Source organism: Colwellia sp. F1 (assembly GCF_056238625.1).
On record NZ_JBWDLI010000019.1, the window covers coordinates 42799 to 59598 of the forward strand.

General features: G+C 38.9%; 14 protein-coding genes and 1 tRNA gene. 7 read left to right on the top strand and 8 right to left on the bottom strand.

Annotation, left to right across the window (positions count from 1 at the left end):
* The 3 genes from rsxG to nth all read left to right on the top strand — a co-directional run bounded on the left by rsxG (nucleotide 1) and on the right by nth (nucleotide 2274).
* Complete coding sequence (gene rsxG, locus AC0UA9_RS15555; protein ID WP_475661364.1) at nucleotides 1–735, top strand: electron transport complex subunit RsxG; 735 nt, start codon at nucleotides 1–3, stop codon at nucleotides 733–735.
* Nucleotides 725–1543 carry an electron transport complex subunit E gene (locus tag AC0UA9_RS15560; RefSeq protein WP_475661366.1) on the top strand — a complete coding sequence of 273 codons (819 nt, stop codon included), beginning with the start codon at nucleotides 725–727 and terminating at the stop codon, nucleotides 1541–1543. The genes rsxG and AC0UA9_RS15560 overlap by 11 nt, the downstream gene beginning before the upstream one ends.
* A gap of 71 nt (nucleotides 1544–1614) precedes the next feature.
* Nucleotides 1615–2274, top strand: a complete 660-nt coding sequence (nth, locus tag AC0UA9_RS15565) for an endonuclease III (protein ID WP_475661368.1) — start codon at nucleotides 1615–1617, stop codon at nucleotides 2272–2274.
* A gap of 101 nt (nucleotides 2275–2375) precedes the next feature.
* Here the strand turns inward: nth and AC0UA9_RS15570 are convergent, their stop codons facing one another.
* Entirely contained in the window at nucleotides 2376–3257 is an 882-nt protein-coding gene (locus AC0UA9_RS15570; RefSeq protein WP_475661371.1) for a hypothetical protein, read from the bottom strand.
* A 441-nt stretch (nucleotides 3258–3698) separates the two neighbouring features.
* On the opposite strand from AC0UA9_RS15570, the gene AC0UA9_RS15575 reads away from it, so the two are divergent.
* The gene (locus AC0UA9_RS15575; RefSeq protein ID WP_475661375.1) at nucleotides 3699–4118 is read left to right on the top strand and encodes a VOC family protein; all 420 of its coding nucleotides are present in this window, start codon (nucleotides 3699–3701) and stop codon (nucleotides 4116–4118) included.
* An 89-nt stretch (nucleotides 4119–4207) separates the two neighbouring features.
* Here AC0UA9_RS15575 and AC0UA9_RS15580 read toward each other — a convergent pair whose 3' ends face one another.
* Nucleotides 4208–5329, bottom strand: a complete 1122-nt coding sequence (locus AC0UA9_RS15580) for a pyridoxal-phosphate-dependent aminotransferase family protein (RefSeq protein ID WP_475661377.1) — start codon at nucleotides 5327–5329, stop codon at nucleotides 4208–4210.
* Nucleotides 5330–5503: 174 nt separating this feature from the next.
* On the opposite strand from AC0UA9_RS15580, the gene AC0UA9_RS15585 reads away from it, so the two are divergent.
* Nucleotides 5504–6046, top strand: a complete 543-nt coding sequence (locus AC0UA9_RS15585; RefSeq protein WP_475661379.1) for a YaeQ family protein — start codon at nucleotides 5504–5506, stop codon at nucleotides 6044–6046.
* Nucleotides 6047–6125: 79 nt separating this feature from the next.
* Nucleotides 6126–7517 (top strand): M28 family metallopeptidase, encoded by a 1392-nt coding sequence (locus AC0UA9_RS15590; RefSeq protein WP_475661382.1) that lies wholly within the window; start codon nucleotides 6126–6128, stop codon nucleotides 7515–7517.
* A gap of 67 nt (nucleotides 7518–7584) precedes the next feature.
* Here AC0UA9_RS15590 and AC0UA9_RS15595 read toward each other — a convergent pair whose 3' ends face one another.
* Nucleotides 7585–8055, bottom strand: a complete 471-nt coding sequence (locus AC0UA9_RS15595) for a GNAT family N-acetyltransferase (RefSeq protein ID WP_475661384.1) — start codon at nucleotides 8053–8055, stop codon at nucleotides 7585–7587.
* A gap of 376 nt (nucleotides 8056–8431) precedes the next feature.
* Between AC0UA9_RS15595 and mgtE the strand changes: the two genes are divergently transcribed.
* Nucleotides 8432–9775 carry a magnesium transporter gene (mgtE, locus tag AC0UA9_RS15600; protein WP_475661386.1) on the top strand — a complete coding sequence of 448 codons (1344 nt, stop codon included), beginning with the start codon at nucleotides 8432–8434 and terminating at the stop codon, nucleotides 9773–9775.
* A gap of 183 nt (nucleotides 9776–9958) precedes the next feature.
* Here the strand turns inward: mgtE and AC0UA9_RS15605 are convergent, their stop codons facing one another.
* The 5 genes from AC0UA9_RS15605 to nadA all read right to left on the bottom strand — a co-directional run bounded on the left by AC0UA9_RS15605 (nucleotide 9959) and on the right by nadA (nucleotide 16428).
* The gene (locus tag AC0UA9_RS15605) at nucleotides 9959–10162 is read right to left on the bottom strand and encodes a hypothetical protein (protein WP_475661388.1); all 204 of its coding nucleotides are present in this window, start codon (nucleotides 10160–10162) and stop codon (nucleotides 9959–9961) included.
* A gap of 148 nt (nucleotides 10163–10310) precedes the next feature.
* Complete coding sequence (gene ilvD / locus AC0UA9_RS15610) at nucleotides 10311–11990, bottom strand: dihydroxy-acid dehydratase (RefSeq protein ID WP_475661391.1); 1680 nt, start codon at nucleotides 11988–11990, stop codon at nucleotides 10311–10313.
* A gap of 100 nt (nucleotides 11991–12090) precedes the next feature.
* Nucleotides 12091–14706, bottom strand: a complete 2616-nt coding sequence (locus AC0UA9_RS15615; RefSeq protein WP_475661393.1) for a bifunctional diguanylate cyclase/phosphodiesterase — start codon at nucleotides 14704–14706, stop codon at nucleotides 12091–12093.
* Nucleotides 14707–15166: 460 nt separating this feature from the next.
* Nucleotides 15167–15256 (bottom strand) — tRNA-Ser (locus tag AC0UA9_RS15620).
* A 113-nt stretch (nucleotides 15257–15369) separates the two neighbouring features.
* Nucleotides 15370–16428: a quinolinate synthase NadA gene (nadA, locus tag AC0UA9_RS15625; protein WP_475661394.1), complete on the bottom strand. Its 1059-nt coding sequence runs from the start codon at nucleotides 16426–16428 to the stop codon at nucleotides 15370–15372.
* Nucleotides 16429–16800: the final 372 nt, after the last annotated feature.

Genomic DNA, 16800 nt, shown 5'->3' on the forward strand with positions numbered 1-16800 from the left:
ATGAGTAACTCGTCAACTAAAAAAGAAACAAAAAAGAGCAATGGCTTTCAGTTGCCTATGCAAAAAAACAGCCAAATTTTGGCAGTTTTTGCCATTGTTTGTACGGCAATTGTGGGTTTAGTGCATGAATTAACTAAAGACAAAATTGCAACACAAGCACAATTGCAACTATTAAGTACACTGCACAGCATCATTGAACCGAGCCGCTATAACAATGAAATTACGCAAGACTGCATTAGTATTAGTTCTCCTTTACTCGGTGGCTCCAAAGGAAGTAATTTAGAGCAAACAGCCTACATTGCCCGACATAACACCGTACCTATTGCTATGGCTATCACTAGTACAGCACCCGATGGTTACAACGGTAATATCGAATTAATTGTTGCTGTTAATATTGATAATAGCATTAGTGGCGTTAGGGTGTTAACGCATCAAGAAACGCCGGGGTTAGGTGATAAGGTTGAGCTAAAAAAAAGTGACTGGATCACAACGTTTAACGGTAAAACATTATTGTCAGAGCAAGATAGTCGCTGGGCTGTTAGAAAAGACGGCGGTGTTTTTGACCAATTCACTGGTGCAACCATTACCCCTAGGGCTGTGGTAAAAGCAGTGAGCAACACTTTGCTATTTTTTAAAGAGAATAAAACCGCATTATTACAGCAAACAAATACCTGTGCTCTACCAAATAACAACACGCTGTCAGAGCATAAAAGCGAGGTCCTTTATGAGCACTAAGCATGAAATATCAACAGCTCAAGATCAGGCGAGCCAAAATGCCAACAATAACTCCTCTGAGACTCAATTAGCAGCACAGGAAAGTGAGAAGAAGCTCGCTAAGCAAGCCGCTAAAGCCGAATATAAAGAGCTAGCCGTACAAGGGTTATGGAAAAACAACCCTGGTATAGTGCAGTTACTCGGCCTTTGCCCCTTATTAGCCGTAACAGCTACTATTACTAACGCATTAGGGTTGGGTTTAGCGACCCTATTAGTATTAGTTGCCTCAAACACTACTGTTTCTGCTATTCGGCACTGGGTACCAAAAGAAATTCGTATCCCTATTTTTGTCTTAATTATTGCCGCTTTTGTCACCTGTGTTCAGCTACTAATGAACGCATATACCTATAGTATTTATCAGTCATTAGGTATTTTTTTACCCCTGATTGTAACCAATTGCGCTATTATAGGCCGAGCAGAAGCTTACGCTTCAAAAAACCCAGTAAAACAAGCGAGTTTTGATGGCTTGATGATGGGACTTGGTTTTGCTTTAGTATTAGTGTTATTGGGGGCAATTAGGGAGGTTTTAGGCCAAGGCACACTCTTTGACGGTGCACATTTATTACTTGGTGACTGGGCCAGTGTCTTACGTATTGAAGTAATGCAGCTAGACAGCCAGTTTTTATTAGCCATTCTACCGCCTGGAGCTTTTATCGCGATGGGTTTTATTATCGCATTTAAGAATATGATTGATGCCTATATAAAACAGCGTCAACCCAAAGCAGAAAAACAGGTTATTGAGCGTGTTAGAGTTAACTTTGAATCATAGTTATTAAGTTTGTGTTATTAGCTTCGGCTTCTTCGTGGCTAAATACTATTCAAAAGCAGTGATACTAAAAAATGAATAAAGAAAAACGATTAGAAATATTAACCAGGCTACGCGATAATAACCCAGAGCCAACAACAGAATTAAATTTTAGCACACCATTTGAATTACTCATTGCTGTGCTGCTGTCAGCTCAGTCTACCGATGTTGGCGTAAACAAAGCCACAGCCAAGTTATACCCGGTTGCCAATACACCCCAAGCAATTTTAGATTTAGGGCTAGCAGGGCTAACATCTTATATCAAAACTATTGGCCTTTTTAATAGCAAGGCTAAAAACACCTTAAAAACTTGCCAAATGTTAATTGATTTACATGGCGGTGAAGTACCTGAAAATAGAGCTGCATTAGAAGCATTACCTGGTGTGGGTAGAAAAACAGCTAACGTAGTGCTCAATACTGCTTTTGGCTGGCTTAAAGACAATGAAGGTAAGTACTTTATTGCTGTCGATACGCATATACAAAGAGTTGCCAACCGTACCGGCTACGCGAAAGGAAAAACCGTTGAACAAACTGAGCAAGCTATTATAAAAAACACACCCAATAAAAGTGAATTTATGTTCAATTTACACCATTGGTTTATTTTACATGGGCGCTATACTTGCACCGCAAGAAACCCAAAATGCGGCGCTTGTATTATTGAAGACTTATGTGATTACAAAGAAAAAACTGACTAAGCTCAATGTAAGGTATCGCTAGCACAACAATTTTTAGTGTTTTAGCTATCAACCTAGGCTTAAATATATACTTAAGCCTAGAGCCCCCTACAGACTTAGCTTTATCGCAAACCACTAACATCTAGCTGAATATACCCCGTAAGCACACCGTGTCCTTCTATAGTGACAGAGAAATTACCCTCAAAGCTATTTTGATCTGCTGCTATTAAATCTATCCAACCTGGCTCACCAAAATGCTGTGAGCCTACATTACCTAGTATTTCATTATAACTGGCTGCATCACTGTACATATAAGTATAAATAAACCCTGTATCGGTTGCTGAAGAGTCTAAGTCATATAAACCGGCTGGGGGATTACCGGCAAATAAAAATACTATAACTAACTCTTCGTAATTTTCATATGGCATAAAAATGGTGTATCTATTCGTTTCATTATTGCCAAATCGTGTTTGTTTAAACTGCTCAGTACAAATGTTTGTTGTGGCTGAAAACTCTAACGCGCCACTTAAAGCGATTGTACCATTGCTGTAAACATGCTCATTTGACGCTACTCGCGTTAGTGTTTTACGTATTGACTCAGTAGCCTCTTGCTCCCCATACATAGCATCGACTTGTGTTTCTTGTACTAAAACCTGTTTGTCAAGTGTATATGCCTCAGCAGCATTAGCTTCACCTAGCGGGAAATATTTATTGTCTGTTTTAGTGCCCTGGTAGCTATAAGGCTTCCCTGTTGCAAGATCTACCATATCTTGGCACATAAGGTTTTCTATGCCACTGTTAGTGTCTTCAATATAAATTTGTTTTTTTTCAATAGAGGTTTCTATCACTTGCCCATCACTTTTACTGGTATAAGTGGTCGTTTCCTCTGACAACCAAATACCTGTCATATTCATATCGGTCAAGTTAGGGGCTACCAGTTCTGCTTTATTATCGCTGTTAACATCAAGACCACATGCAGTTAAACACAGTATAATTATTATCATTCCTAGCTTTTTTAACATATTGAATTACCACAAATAGTAAAATTAAATTAGTGACGGCACAAAGAAAGCTTTCCGCTGTATGGCTTTATTGTGTGCGAAACAATAACAAAAAACACTCAGTAAGCAATTAAAAACAATATTTATAGACAAAAGGCTTATTAAATCACATTGATGAACAATGCATCACACTTTAGTCCCAAGATATATGCATGGTTCAACGTTTCATACACTTGAAACTTCAGTGTATCCTCGCTATATTGCGTTTCGTTAAATGTAAGGAGTAAATATAAGGTAAGGCCCGTTTGTAAAACTCTTGTATATACTAGTATTAAAGGGCACCTAACTATCTTTGAAACATATACTTTTGAAAAATTATCTTTCAAATAGAATTACCTTTCAAAATATAAACTAGCACTAAGTTAACAATACGAAGGAGTTATAATGAAGTTTTTACATGCCATGGTGCGCGTTCGTGATCTTGAGCAGTCTTTAGATTTTTATATCAATAAGCTGGGGTTAATTGAAACAAGACGCACTGAAGTACCAGAAGGAAAGTTCACCTTGGTTTACTTAGCGACGGCTAAGGGCGAGCCTGAAGTTGAGTTAACTTATAATTGGGACTCTACTGAAGAGTACGACACTGGGCGTAGCTTTGGCCACCTAGCGTTTGAAGTAGACGATATTTATCAAACCTGTTTACATCTGCAAAATAGTGGTGTGCTTATTAACCGCCCTCCGCGTTGTGGAAATATGGCTTTTATTAAATCGCCTGATAATATTTCCATTGAGTTGCTACAAAAAGGTGATGCCCTTGCCCCACAAGAACCTTGGTTGAGTATGGAAAACATTGGTACTTGGTAGTTTATTAAAAGTGATGCCTATTAAATATGGTAGGTTGTTATAAACCTACCATACAATTACCATTAAATTAGTAGCTGTTAAATGAAAAATTATTGCGCTAAAGCTTCTTTAAGCGCAGCTAAACATAATAAAACATTTTCATTGCGCGCAGCATGGCCCATTAAGCCAATTCGCCAAGCAGTACCAGCAAACTTTCCTAAGCCTGCGCCAATTTCTAAGTTATATTCGTTTAATAAAAACTGGCGTACTTTAGCATCATCTACCCCCGCTGGAATATTAACCAAGTTTAATTGTGGTAAACGCTCATCTTCAGGGACTAGATAGTCTAACCCTAACGCTTGTAAGCCTGCTGCAAGTTTTTTATGCTGTGCTTGATGGCGTGCCCAACTATTTTCTAACCCTTCATTTTGTAATATGACTAATGATTCATGTAATGCATATAAGGAGTTTACTGGCGCTGTATGGTGATAACTACGTTTACCCTGCCCTGACCAGTAACCCATGACGAGAGATTGATCTAAAAACCAACTTTGTACCGGACTTTTTCTGTCTTTAATAATTTGTGCGGCTTTATCACTAAAACTCACTGGTGATAACCCTGGAACACAAGATAAGCATTTTTGACTACCTGAGTAAATAGCATCAATTCCCCATTCATCAACACGTAATTCAACCCCTCCTAACGATGTAACCGCATCAACAATCGTCAAACAGTTATATTTTCTGGCTATTTCACATAGCATTTTAGCGTCAGTAAGTGCACCAGTAGAGGTTTCAGCATGGACAAAAGCAACAAATTTTGCGGTGGGTGTTTGCTTTAATGCTGTTTCTAGCGCTTGTGGGTCAACTGCCCTGCCCCAGGTACCTTCAACAACGACTGCAGTCGCACCAATACGTTCTACGTTTTCAATCATACGTGCGCCAAAAACACCATTTTGACAAACCACAACCGTATCACCTGGTTCTATTAAATTAACAAAACAAGCTTCCATTCCGGCAGAACCTGGGGCAGATATAGCCATGGTGTAAGTATTTTTTGTTTGAAAAGCATATTGCAATAATGATTTAACCTCGTCCATCATGCCAATAAACGTAGGATCAAGGTGCCCTACTGTAGGCCTAGCAAGTGCAGATAAAACGCTAGGACTTACATCTGAAGGACCAGGTCCCATTAACGTACGTTGTGGTGGTATAAAAGATTGAATTGACATAATAGCCCCAAAAAAAATTATTAGGTAAGTACCATAACACCTGAGTAATTATTTGCTAAATTTATCGCCATTATTTCAGCTATTTATTGAATAAATGTTTAGTAAGCACAGCTGATATTGGTATCATTGCGTTCCATAATTGACTTCAATCATTACAATCAGGTAACAGACCCTATGGCGCTTAAAGCAACCATTTATAAAGCTAATATTGAGCTTGCTGATATGGATCGCAATTATTACGATTCTCTACAACTCACGTTAGCCCAACATCCTTCTGAAACAGAGCAACGGCTGATGCTCCGTTTACTGTGTTATATATTAAATGCCCACCCAGACTTACAGTTTGGCAAGGGGATTAGTGATGAAGATGAAGCTGCTATTTGGCAAATAGATTATAGTGATGACATTGCTTTATGGATTGAGCTTGGCCAAATAGATGAGAAACGCCTTAAAAAAGCCTGTAATAAAGCCGCTAAAGTAAAACTTTATTGTTATGGCGCTAGCGTTGAAACATGGTGGTCACAGTCACAAAATACCTTAAAGCAGTTTGCTAAACTTAGCGTTGAACAATTTTCACCAAGCACAACCGACGCACTCGTTAAACTACTGAGTAGAACAATGGAGTTCCAATGCAGTATTCAAGACGGTCAATTATGGTTAAGCTGTGGTGACGAGTCATTGTTAATAGAGACTAAAACCTTAAAAAGTGCACAGTAACTACATAAACTTCTAAAGTGATCAAACAGCCTAATCACAAGTAACAAAGAAAAGTTTACCCAATAAATGCGAGACACATATGATTAATAAATTACCCAGCGCTTTGTTTGCTGCAACCTTTTTAGCGGCTAGTTTTTTTGCTTGCTTTAGTGCGACAGCCACAGCAAACCAGATCTCTTTAGCGCAAGTCACTGAAGACGTAACCTACTTAGCCAGTGACAATTTAAAAGGCAGAGGAAACTTTTCTCCAGAAATCAAACAAGCCGCTAACTACATAGCGCAACGTTTTGAAGAAAATGGCCTAGTGGGCGCACCAGACATAGCAGCTCAAGGCTTTTTACAAAAGTACCACATTATAAAAATTAGCAATAACAAGCTGCACTTAGCCATAAATGGCCATACTATTGCGCCGGATAATTTAACAATTGCCAGTAATGCTAAAACGGTTTCCTGGCATATGTCTGATGGCGTCAAAACGAGTGACTTTACCCTGCACACTATCAATAAACATGATGATATGCGCACTATACTTCATCGTATTAATAGCGAAGGCGGCGAACACTTAGTATTGGTAAACCCTGCGCATAAAAAAACATTTAAAGGGTATCAGCAATACTTTAGCCGAGGAATCACTAAACCTGCTGAAGTAGGAAACAATACCAAAAGCGCTGGAACTCTGGTTGTTGCACTGACAAGTATCACAGCAGCAGCGGTTAAGCGCTTAGAACTTTTGGCAGAAAACACCGTTAATACTAGTGAACTAATCAATGTAATAGCGGTACTACCAGGTAAAACCAAGCCAAATGAAGTGGTACTATATTCGGCGCATTATGATCATTTAGGCATGGCTAGCGTAGACCCAGCGACTGCTACGGTTAATAACATTTATAATGGCGCTGATGACAACGCTTCTGGTACAGCAGCAATTATTAACATTGCCCAGTACTATGCTGAGCGTGGTAATAATGCACGCACTTTAATGTTTGCCGCTTTTAGTGCTGAAGAGTTGGGTGGTTTTGGCTCACAATACTTTTCAAAACAATTAGATCCGAATACCATCACCGCCATGATTAACATTGAAATGGTTGGCAAGCCATCAAAGTTTGGTGCTGGAACGGTGTGGATGACAGGTATGGAGCGGTCAAATTTAGGGGAACAACTCAACCAGACACTCGCCAAATCAGGGGATAAAATTCATCAAGACCCCTACCCTGAGCAAGGTTTATTTTATCGCTCAGACAACGCAACCTTAGCCAGGTTCGGTGTACCCGCACACAGTTTTAGTAGTACCCAGTTAGACAAAGATGATCATTATCATCAAGTGAGTGATAACTTGGCGTCACTAAACTTACCTTCCTTGCATAAGGTTATACAAGCCCTTGCTACTGCAACCCAGCCTTTAGTTGACGGTGTTATTACACCCTCACGTATTGATGTAAATACAGTAAAAAACAAAGGGCTGATCTTTTAAGCTCTTTATTAACTTCAGTATTAATAAGCTAGCAGCCTAGCTTATTAGCTACTTCACTGTTTTCTTGTTAATTAGCTGCTAGTACCTCAAGTGGACACCGCATTTGAAACTCTATTTTGTTCTTCCCTTCAATTTGAAAGCCGTGGCGTAAATAAAGCCCTCGGGCAGGGTTTTTTAATAATACATTTAATGTAATAGGCAATTGTAGTTGTAAGGCCTTTTTTTTAACCACTTTTAACACTTTACTACCAATACCTAACCCTTGATATTGAGGCAATACTTGGAGTTGCCTAATATGTAAACTTTTACTAGTGTTATTTAAGGACACGATACCCAGCTTTAATAAACCTATAGGTTTTCGGTCTCGCAAAATAATATGAGAATCATAATAATGCTCTTTTACACGTTCAAGGTGCTGTTCGTTCGTTAGTTTAATTTTGGCATCAGCTAAATGTTTAGACATAGACTTTTTTCTTAAGGTTAATAAAAAATCTAAGTCTTCGTGGTTTGCTTTTCTAAAACCAATGGTAAATTTCATTTCCGTTATTTATAGCTCTCTATCTAGGTACAGTATAACAAGGTAATGTGCAAGATGGCGCCCTTTAAATGGCAAAAAATGAATGACGCCCAATGTACACATTACAACCATTGAGACTAACGGTAACACTATTTATAATATTAATTAATTTAAATAATAACTTAGCTTGTTATTAGCACCGATACTTTATAAAATCACCGCCAATGCTTTGTAGCTCACTTTAATTTTTTAATAAAAAAGCGTAACACCATAAATTTATAGCTGTACCTGTTAGCAAGCATCTTTTTTACTATTTTCTTCTCTGTTTTAAATTTGTTGAATAAGTTTGCCAAAACGCATCCACGGCCTTATTCAGCCTGCACTGTAAGGGGTTGCTATGGAATTATCTGCCTTAATTGAAACACTTCGCGATTCACTAGAAACGAACACTGTCCACTTAATACGTGAACAACTAACAGACATTCACCCTGTTGATTATGCTAGTGCCATTATTGAATTTCCTATTGATGATTTATGGTCATTACTCAATATTTTACCTCGAGCAGAGCAAGCCAAAGTTTTTGGCTATTTACCTCCTGAAATACAAGTAGAGTTGTCTATTAGAGTTAGCCGTAGACAAATATCCCCCATTATTCGACAAGTGTCCCCTGATGAGCGTGCCGATTTATTTAATCGATTAACTGAAGAGCAACGTGAAACATTATTACCTGCTTTAGCACTTGTTGAACGTGAAGACTTATTACACCTTTGCTCGCACGAAGAAGGGACAGCAGGTGCGATAATGACCTCAGATTATGCGATGTTAACGGCTGATCTTACTGTCGCGCAGGCGTTAGATGTGTTGCGCCGTGAAGCCCCAGATAAAGAAACTATATACTCTTCTTATGTGGTTGATAATAATCGTCATTTAATTGGTGTTGTTTCGCTAAAAGACTTAATTTTAGCGCCTGTAACCATGTTTATAGAAGAATTAATGAACCATGAACCTATCTTTGCCGACGTTAACACGGTACAAGAAGAAGTTGCAGCACTTATCTCAAAGTATGACATATTAGCTTTACCTATTATTGACGAAGATCGAAAAATGGTTGGTATTGTTACCTACGATGACGCGATGGACGTAGTCGCAGAAGAAGCAACTGAAGACTTCCATAAAACAGCCACTATTGGCAAGTTAGAGATCAGTGTTAAAAACGCCAGCATTTTTTTACTCTATCAAAAACGGGTGTTTTGGTTGGTTATTTTAGTATTTGGTAATATTTTTTCGGGCGCAGGCATTGCTTATTACGAGGGCACTATTTCGGATCATATTTCGTTATTATTTTTCCTTCCCCTATTAATAGGCAGTAGTGGAAATGCAGGCGCACAATCAGGTACATTAATGGTGCGAGCATTAGCCACAGGGGATATTAAATTACGTGACTGGGGCACTTTACTAGCGAAAGATTGTTTAGTGGCGGCTTTATTAGGCTTAACCATGGCAAGCGCCGTGGTAGGATTAGGCTGGTGGCGTGGTGGTTATGATATTGCGGTTGTAGTGTCTGTGACTATGATGTTGGTAGTGGTGGCGGGTAGTTTAATTGGTCTGTCTTTACCTTTTTTACTAAGCCGCTTTAACCTTGACCCAGCTACCGCAAGTGGACCTTTAATTACTTCTATTGCTGACGTTGCCGGTGTCGTGCTTTATTTCTCAATTGCCACTTGGTATTTGGGACTATAATAGCTAGGCTTTACATGTTGTAGCGTAGACTTAAAATTAGCTTTAGGTTTGTCGCTAACACCCCTTCGCCAATAAGCGCCGGAAATGTTAATACAAAGCCCGTAATACATAGCCGGCCTGAATAAACACTGTAGACTGTAGCTCACTTGTTAATTACTTTGTAATTCATCACACGCAACTTACCTACTCTTCTACGGGTACAGCTTCAAGTAACTTGATGATTGCCCGATTGTTGTTCACTTTGGCTAAATCAAGTAAGTAACTTTTTTCTATGTCGATCATTGTTTGGTTTGCCAGCAAGGTTTTTACTGTCTGCTCTTCCGCATTAATTATTGCCGTTTTTAAAGCTGCAAAAGTGGCGATAGTATATTTTATTTCGTCTGTCATTGTCGTTCCCGTTCATTAAGTGCTGCTATAAGTTAACTTTAACAGTTCATCCCAGAAAAAACAGGGCAAGAGACTAGATAATAAACTAGGCGCTTGCACTGACTTAACCTTAATTGCTCGCGTAAGCGATGTTCTTTTACATCATCTATCAGTCTAGTTCATCAGTAATACAGCCTAATGAGGCGGATTTTACTGTAGCTATGTATTTTCTTAATACACCATTTGTGGCTTTATAAGCAGGTTTTATCCAAGTCGCTTTACGCTTAGCAATTTCTGCTTCATCTACCTTTAGTTCTAACGTGTTAGTCACTGCATCTATTTTGATTATATCACCATTTTGAACCAAACCAATCAACCCGCCCTCACTGGCCTCTGGAGTCACGTGTCCCACTACAAAACCATGAGATCCTCCCGAAAACCTGCCGTCGGTAATTAATGCTACATCTTTACCAAGGCCTGCGCCCATGACTGCTGAGGTTGGTTTTAGCATTTCAGGCATTCCTGGCGCACCTTTTGGTCCAGAGTAACGGATCACAATAACCTCACCTTTTTGTACTTCTTCGCTAATTCCTTTTATGGCAGCAAATTCATCATCATAAACCCTTGCTGGCCCTTCAAATAGTTCACCTTCTTTACCGGTAATTTTAGCAACAGAACCTTCTGCCGCTAGGTTGCCATAAAGAATTTGTAAGTGCCCTGTTGCCTTTAATGGCTCACTTACAGGTTTAATAATATTTTGTCCTTCTGTAAGTTCTGGTAAATCAGCTAGGTTTTCAGCAATCGTTTTTCCGGTTACAGTTAAACAGTCTCCATGCAATAAACCTTCTGCTAATAAGTACTTCATCACTGCAGGAATACCACCTATATCGTGTAAATCTTGCATTAAGTATTCGCCTGAAGGCTTTAAGTTTGCCAACAAGGGAGTGTTATCAGCCATTATTTGAAAGTCATCTAACGTTAGTTCAACACCGCAAGATCGCGCCATGGCAATAATGTGCAAGGTTGCGTTGGTAGAGCCACCTAAAACCATAATGATTCTTAACGCGTTTTCAAATGCTTTTTTCGTCATTATGTCTTTTGGTTTAATATCTTTTTCAAGCAGGTTTTTAATCGCATCACCTACTTTTGTTATTTCTATTTTCTTGTCTTCACCAACGGCCAAGTTAGAAGATGAATAGGGTAAGCTCATCCCTAATGCTTCAATCGCTGACGACATAGTATTAGCAGTGTACATACCACCACAAGCACCGGCGCCAGGGATTGCATTTTGAATTATCCCTTTGTAGTCTTCATCAGAGATAACACCCTGTAATTTTTTACCATAAGCTTCAAAAGCAGAAACAATATTTAAGTCTTCACCCTTCCATTTGCCTGCCTTAACAGAACCACCATAAACTAATATGCCAGGGCGATTTACGCGAGCCAAAGCCATCATTGCACCAGGCATATTTTTATCACAACCGACAATAGTAACAAGGGCGTCATAATATTGTGCGCCCGCGACGGTTTCAATTGAATCTGCAATAACTTCTCGTGAGATTAAGGAGTATTTCATCCCAGCTGTCCCATTAGAAATACCATCACTTACACCAATGGTATGAAAAACTAACCCTACCAAGTCTGCATTGGTGACACTTTTTTTCACGTGCGTAGCAAGGTCGTTTAAGTGCATATTACAAGGGTTGCCTTCCCAACCAGTAGAAACAATGCCTACCTGTGCTTTTTTCATATCTTCTTCTGTTAAACCAATAGCATAAAGCATCGCTTGTGATGCGGGTTGCGACTCGTCTAACGTAACTGTTTTAGAAAACTTATTTATTTCTGACATTTTTACCTTCTATAAACCATAAATGAATAACTATTATTTTCTTGCGATAGCAAAAATATATTATTAAATAAAACTGTAAATATTTAGCCTAGCTATCTACTTACAGTTTCCAACGCTTGTCTGGTTTCCACTCACTAAGCCATGCAGGAAAATCTTTGGCTGCCATAGGCCTAGCAATACCATAACCCTGTGCTAAATTACAACCTAACTGTAATAAAGCCATACCATGCTCAACTGTTTCTACGCCTTCTGCAATAACATCGCGCTTAAATGATTTTGCTAAAGCTACAATTCCTTCAACAATAGCTAAATCATCTACGTCATGTAACATGTCTCGAACAAAGCTCTGATCAATTTTAATGAGTTTTGCTGGTAAACGTCTAAGATAAGTTAAAGACGAATAGCCTGTACCAAAGTCATCTAGCGCAAAGCTTATGCCTAAGTCCATACAGGTGTGCATAACCTTTGATACATGATGCACATCATCTAGCGCACTTGTTTCAAGTACTTCTAATGCTAAAAAACGAGGGGAAACATCGGGGTGAGCTGCTAATAGCTCAGTTAACCTTAGCGTGAAATCAGGCTGTTGTAATTGCACTGCGGCAATGTTGACGCTTATATTTACTGGAAACTCCTCCCCCATTTTTTGCCATTGGCTAATTTGTTTCAATGTCGTACTTATCACCCACTCCCCCATTTCTATACTTATAGGGTTGTTTTCAATAACAGGTAAAAAATCTACTGGGTATAACAAACCTCGCTCTGGGTGTTGCCAACGAATTAACGCTTCAACACCTATTACCTTGCCTGTTCGCATATTTACCTTGGGTTGATAATAGAGAACAAATTGATCGTTTGCTAAGGCATTACGAATCGCTTCTAGGCTCTCTCGCTTCACTTTAACAGCATCATCTTCAGCCGTATCAAATACATGATAACAATTTTTTCCTAAGCCTTTAGCTACATACATGGCTTGATCAGCATGACGCATAAGCTGATCAGCACTGGAATTATCTTGCGGATAAAGAGTTACGCCAATACTGGCTGAGACTTTTAAAATCAGACCACCTATAGTGATCGGCTGTGATGTAGCCAATAATAGTCGCGCTAATATTGGTTTACAGTCTTCCATGGAATCTAGGCCGGTTATTACTGCGACAAATTCATCACCGCCAATACGAGACAAGCTATCACCTTCACGCAATGCCTTTTTCATTTGTGATGCAAGAGCAATCAACAGTTCATCACCAACGGCATGCCCGTAGCTGTCATTAATGGCTTTAAAGCCATCTAAATCCAAAAAAATAACCGCCAATGATTGCTTTTGACGACTGCATTGCAACATCGCTTGAGAAAGCCGGTCTGCCAGTAAAACACGGTTGGGTAAATTAGTTAACATGTCGTAATGAGCAATATGCTCTAATTGGTTTTGGTGTTCTTTCATCGCCGTGATGTCATTACCCAAACCAACGTAATGGGTAATTTTACCATTGTCATCACGTACTGCACTGATAGTTTTCATTTCAGCGTATAACTTGCCATTTTTATGCCGATTCCAAATTTCACCCTTCCAGTAATCATGGGTTTTGATCGATTTCCACATTTCTGCATAAAACGCAGTTGATTGCATACCTGACTTAAGGATACGAGGGTTTTGCCCTATTAGCTCTTCGCGAGCATACCCAGATATTTCACAGAAACGGTCGTTTACATTAATAAGATTACCCTTTGCGTCAGCAATTGCTATGCCCTCTCCTGCATGTGTAAACACACTGGCACCAAGCTTCAGCTTATCTTCTGCTTGTTTTATTTCAATGGCAATACTCGCTAAATTAGCTGTTTGCTCCATCATGGCAAAATCAGCTTGTGTAGGAGAAACTTCTTTACGGTGGTAGATAGCAAAGGTGCCAAGTACTTTCCCTTGAGAAGAACGTATTGGCTCTGACCAACAGGCAGCTATGCCCGCTTTATTGGCAATTACTTTATAGGGTTCCCAGCAAGGATGTGTTTGGGTACTTTCAACAATAACACGTTGATTTTGAAAGGCTGCGCTGCCACAGGAGCAAACTCCCAAACCAATTTCCATACCATGTATTGCTTCACTATAAAAGCGAGGTAAACTTAATGCTGAGCCAACTAACAGGTGCTTTCTTGAGCCATCAAGCAATAAAATACTGCATAGCATTTTTGGGTTTTCTTGTTCAACCGCAGTTGTAATTGCATCTAAAATAGCTGTTAGTGGTTTACTGCTCGTGATTAGCTCTAATATATTAGTACGGGACTTCTCACGTAATTCGTTTTTTTTACGTTCAGTGATATCATGAATTACCCCAACAATAAAATGATTACCTTCGGAGTCTGTGTATCGATTTTTCTTTGTTAACGTTGTTCTTACTTGCCTGCCGCTAACCGTAAGTGTTTGTTCATTTACAGTTTCAATTCCATCTTTAAGTACTTGTTTATCAATAGATAAAAAGCGATTCATTTCGGCTTCGGGTACCTTTTTAAAAACCTTTTTACCTAATATTTCCTTCCTTGATAAATTAAACATATGACAAAAAGCATCATTAACAAGAATTAACCGACATGTTTTATCTTTAACAAAGATAGGGTCACCTGCATTATTAAAAAATGCATTAAAGTACATTTCACTGCCATGTAGCCCTTCATTCAAGTGACTTAATAAACTTGTATCTTTGTACTGTTCAGACGCCATTTACATGGTTCCTTATTGAGCAATTTTTTATTAAACAAATATTAGTTAGAGAAACTAAATTAAAAATGCCAAAAACGAATGAACATTGCATGGCAACTTATAAAGTTATTCTTAAAGCTATTTGGTTTTGACAATTCTGGTAAATATTTAGTCTAGATAATAACATTTCGCATAAAAAAAGTACTCTCTTCTTTAGGGAAATTAGTATTAGTCTATTAATATTGGTAGGAGTAGGAGCAAATAAGTCATAGAGGATGAAAATAAACAGCTAATACTGTCTTAACGACATGCGAATAGGCAGCAACGAGGGTTTGATGCTGTGAGCATTGTAAATTGTCGTAAAGGTAAGATGTGGTGGCGCACAAAATAAGGCTGCTTCGTGCTTGACCAGAACAGAGATCTACTGTTGTTCTAAAGGAAAGGTAATCAAGCTAAGTTTTTGATTACCTTTGTATAAATATGGCGGTGAGCGAGAGATTCGAACTCTCGTTAGGGGTAAACCTAAACACACTTTCCAGGCGTGCGCCTTCAGCCACTCAGCCAGCTCACCTATATTTTTTAACCGCGCTATAGTAGTTAAAAATTAACTAACACGCAAGCAGAACCCTATAATATTAACAGAAAAAGGAAATAGCTGACTATATTTCCTGCAGTATTAGAAAATTAAGCATTACCTTTAACTTTTAATTGATTTTCTGCAGCAAAATTTAACATTCGATGTAGAGGAATGAGCGCTTTTTTGGCTAGCGCAGCATCCACTTTGATTTCTTTCCCTAATGGGCTTTCTAACGCATCTGCGATAGACTTTAACCCGTTCATGGCCATCCATGGGCAACTAGCACAACTGCGACAAGTAGCGCCATTACCACCGGTTGGGGCAGCAATAAATGTTTTATGTGGATTCGCTTGCTCCATTTTGTAAAAAATTCCTTTATCAGTCGCCACAATAAAGTGTTGATTAGGCATTTCTTGGCTAGCTTTAATTAACTGGCTAGTTGAACCAACTGCATCAGCAAGTGACACAACATTAGCTGGCGATTCAGGATGAACTAATACAGCTGCATCGGGATATTGAATTTTTAAATCATGTAAGGCTTTTGCTTTAAATTCATCATGGACAATACACGCACCTTGCCACATTAACATTTTAGCACCGGTTTCTTTTTCTATGTAGGCACCTAAATGGCGATCTGGCCCCCATAAAATTGGTTTGCCCTCACTTTCTAACATTTCAACAATTTCTAAGGCAATACTAGAAGTAACAACCCAGTCTGCGCGTGCTTTAACAGCCGCTGATGTATTAGCATAAACAACAACAGTATGATCAGGGTGCGCGTCACAAAAGGCAGAAAACTCTTTGACAGGGCAGCCAAGATCTAATGAGCAGGTTGCTTCTAGCTCTGGCATTAAGACGGTTTTTTCTGGAGTTAAAATTTTTGCCGTTTCTCCCATAAATTTAACACCAGCAACAATTAATGTGTCTGCAGGGTGCTGATTACCAAAACGCGCCATTTCTAAAGAGTCCGCAACACATCCGCCAGTTTCTTCTGCTAACGCTTGAATTTCGGGATCAGTATAATAATGAGCAACAAGCACGGCATTTTTTTCAATTAGCAGTGCTTTAATTCTTGCTATATACTGTGTTTTCTGAACATCATTTAATGATGCTGGCTTAGCTGGATATTGAAAATCAAAATCAACAGCTGCATTAATTTGGCTCATTTTAAATCTCTGTATAAAATCAAGTATAAATGTCTTTAAACGTAGTAATTATAAGGGAACTGGTAAGGAATGTGTAGTACTTTGAGTGATCAGACGAGAGTTTGAAGCTTCTGTTTAGTATTCATATGTCTACGCTTATAAAAGGATGAGTTTTGAATTTATCTGCATTCCGGCGCTACTGATTTTCTCTGTTGATTTTCTCTGTTGAAGTGCCGCGGTAATATGAGCGAATGGGTTCAGGTGGAGCGTAAGCGTCCGAGTAACCACACCTAGCAGATCATTTTGATTCGTTTAATTATACCCTCTGATTTTTCAGGAGGTATTATGAAGCTAAGAAGAACACTAGAAGATTGGCAACGTTTAATTGAGCAG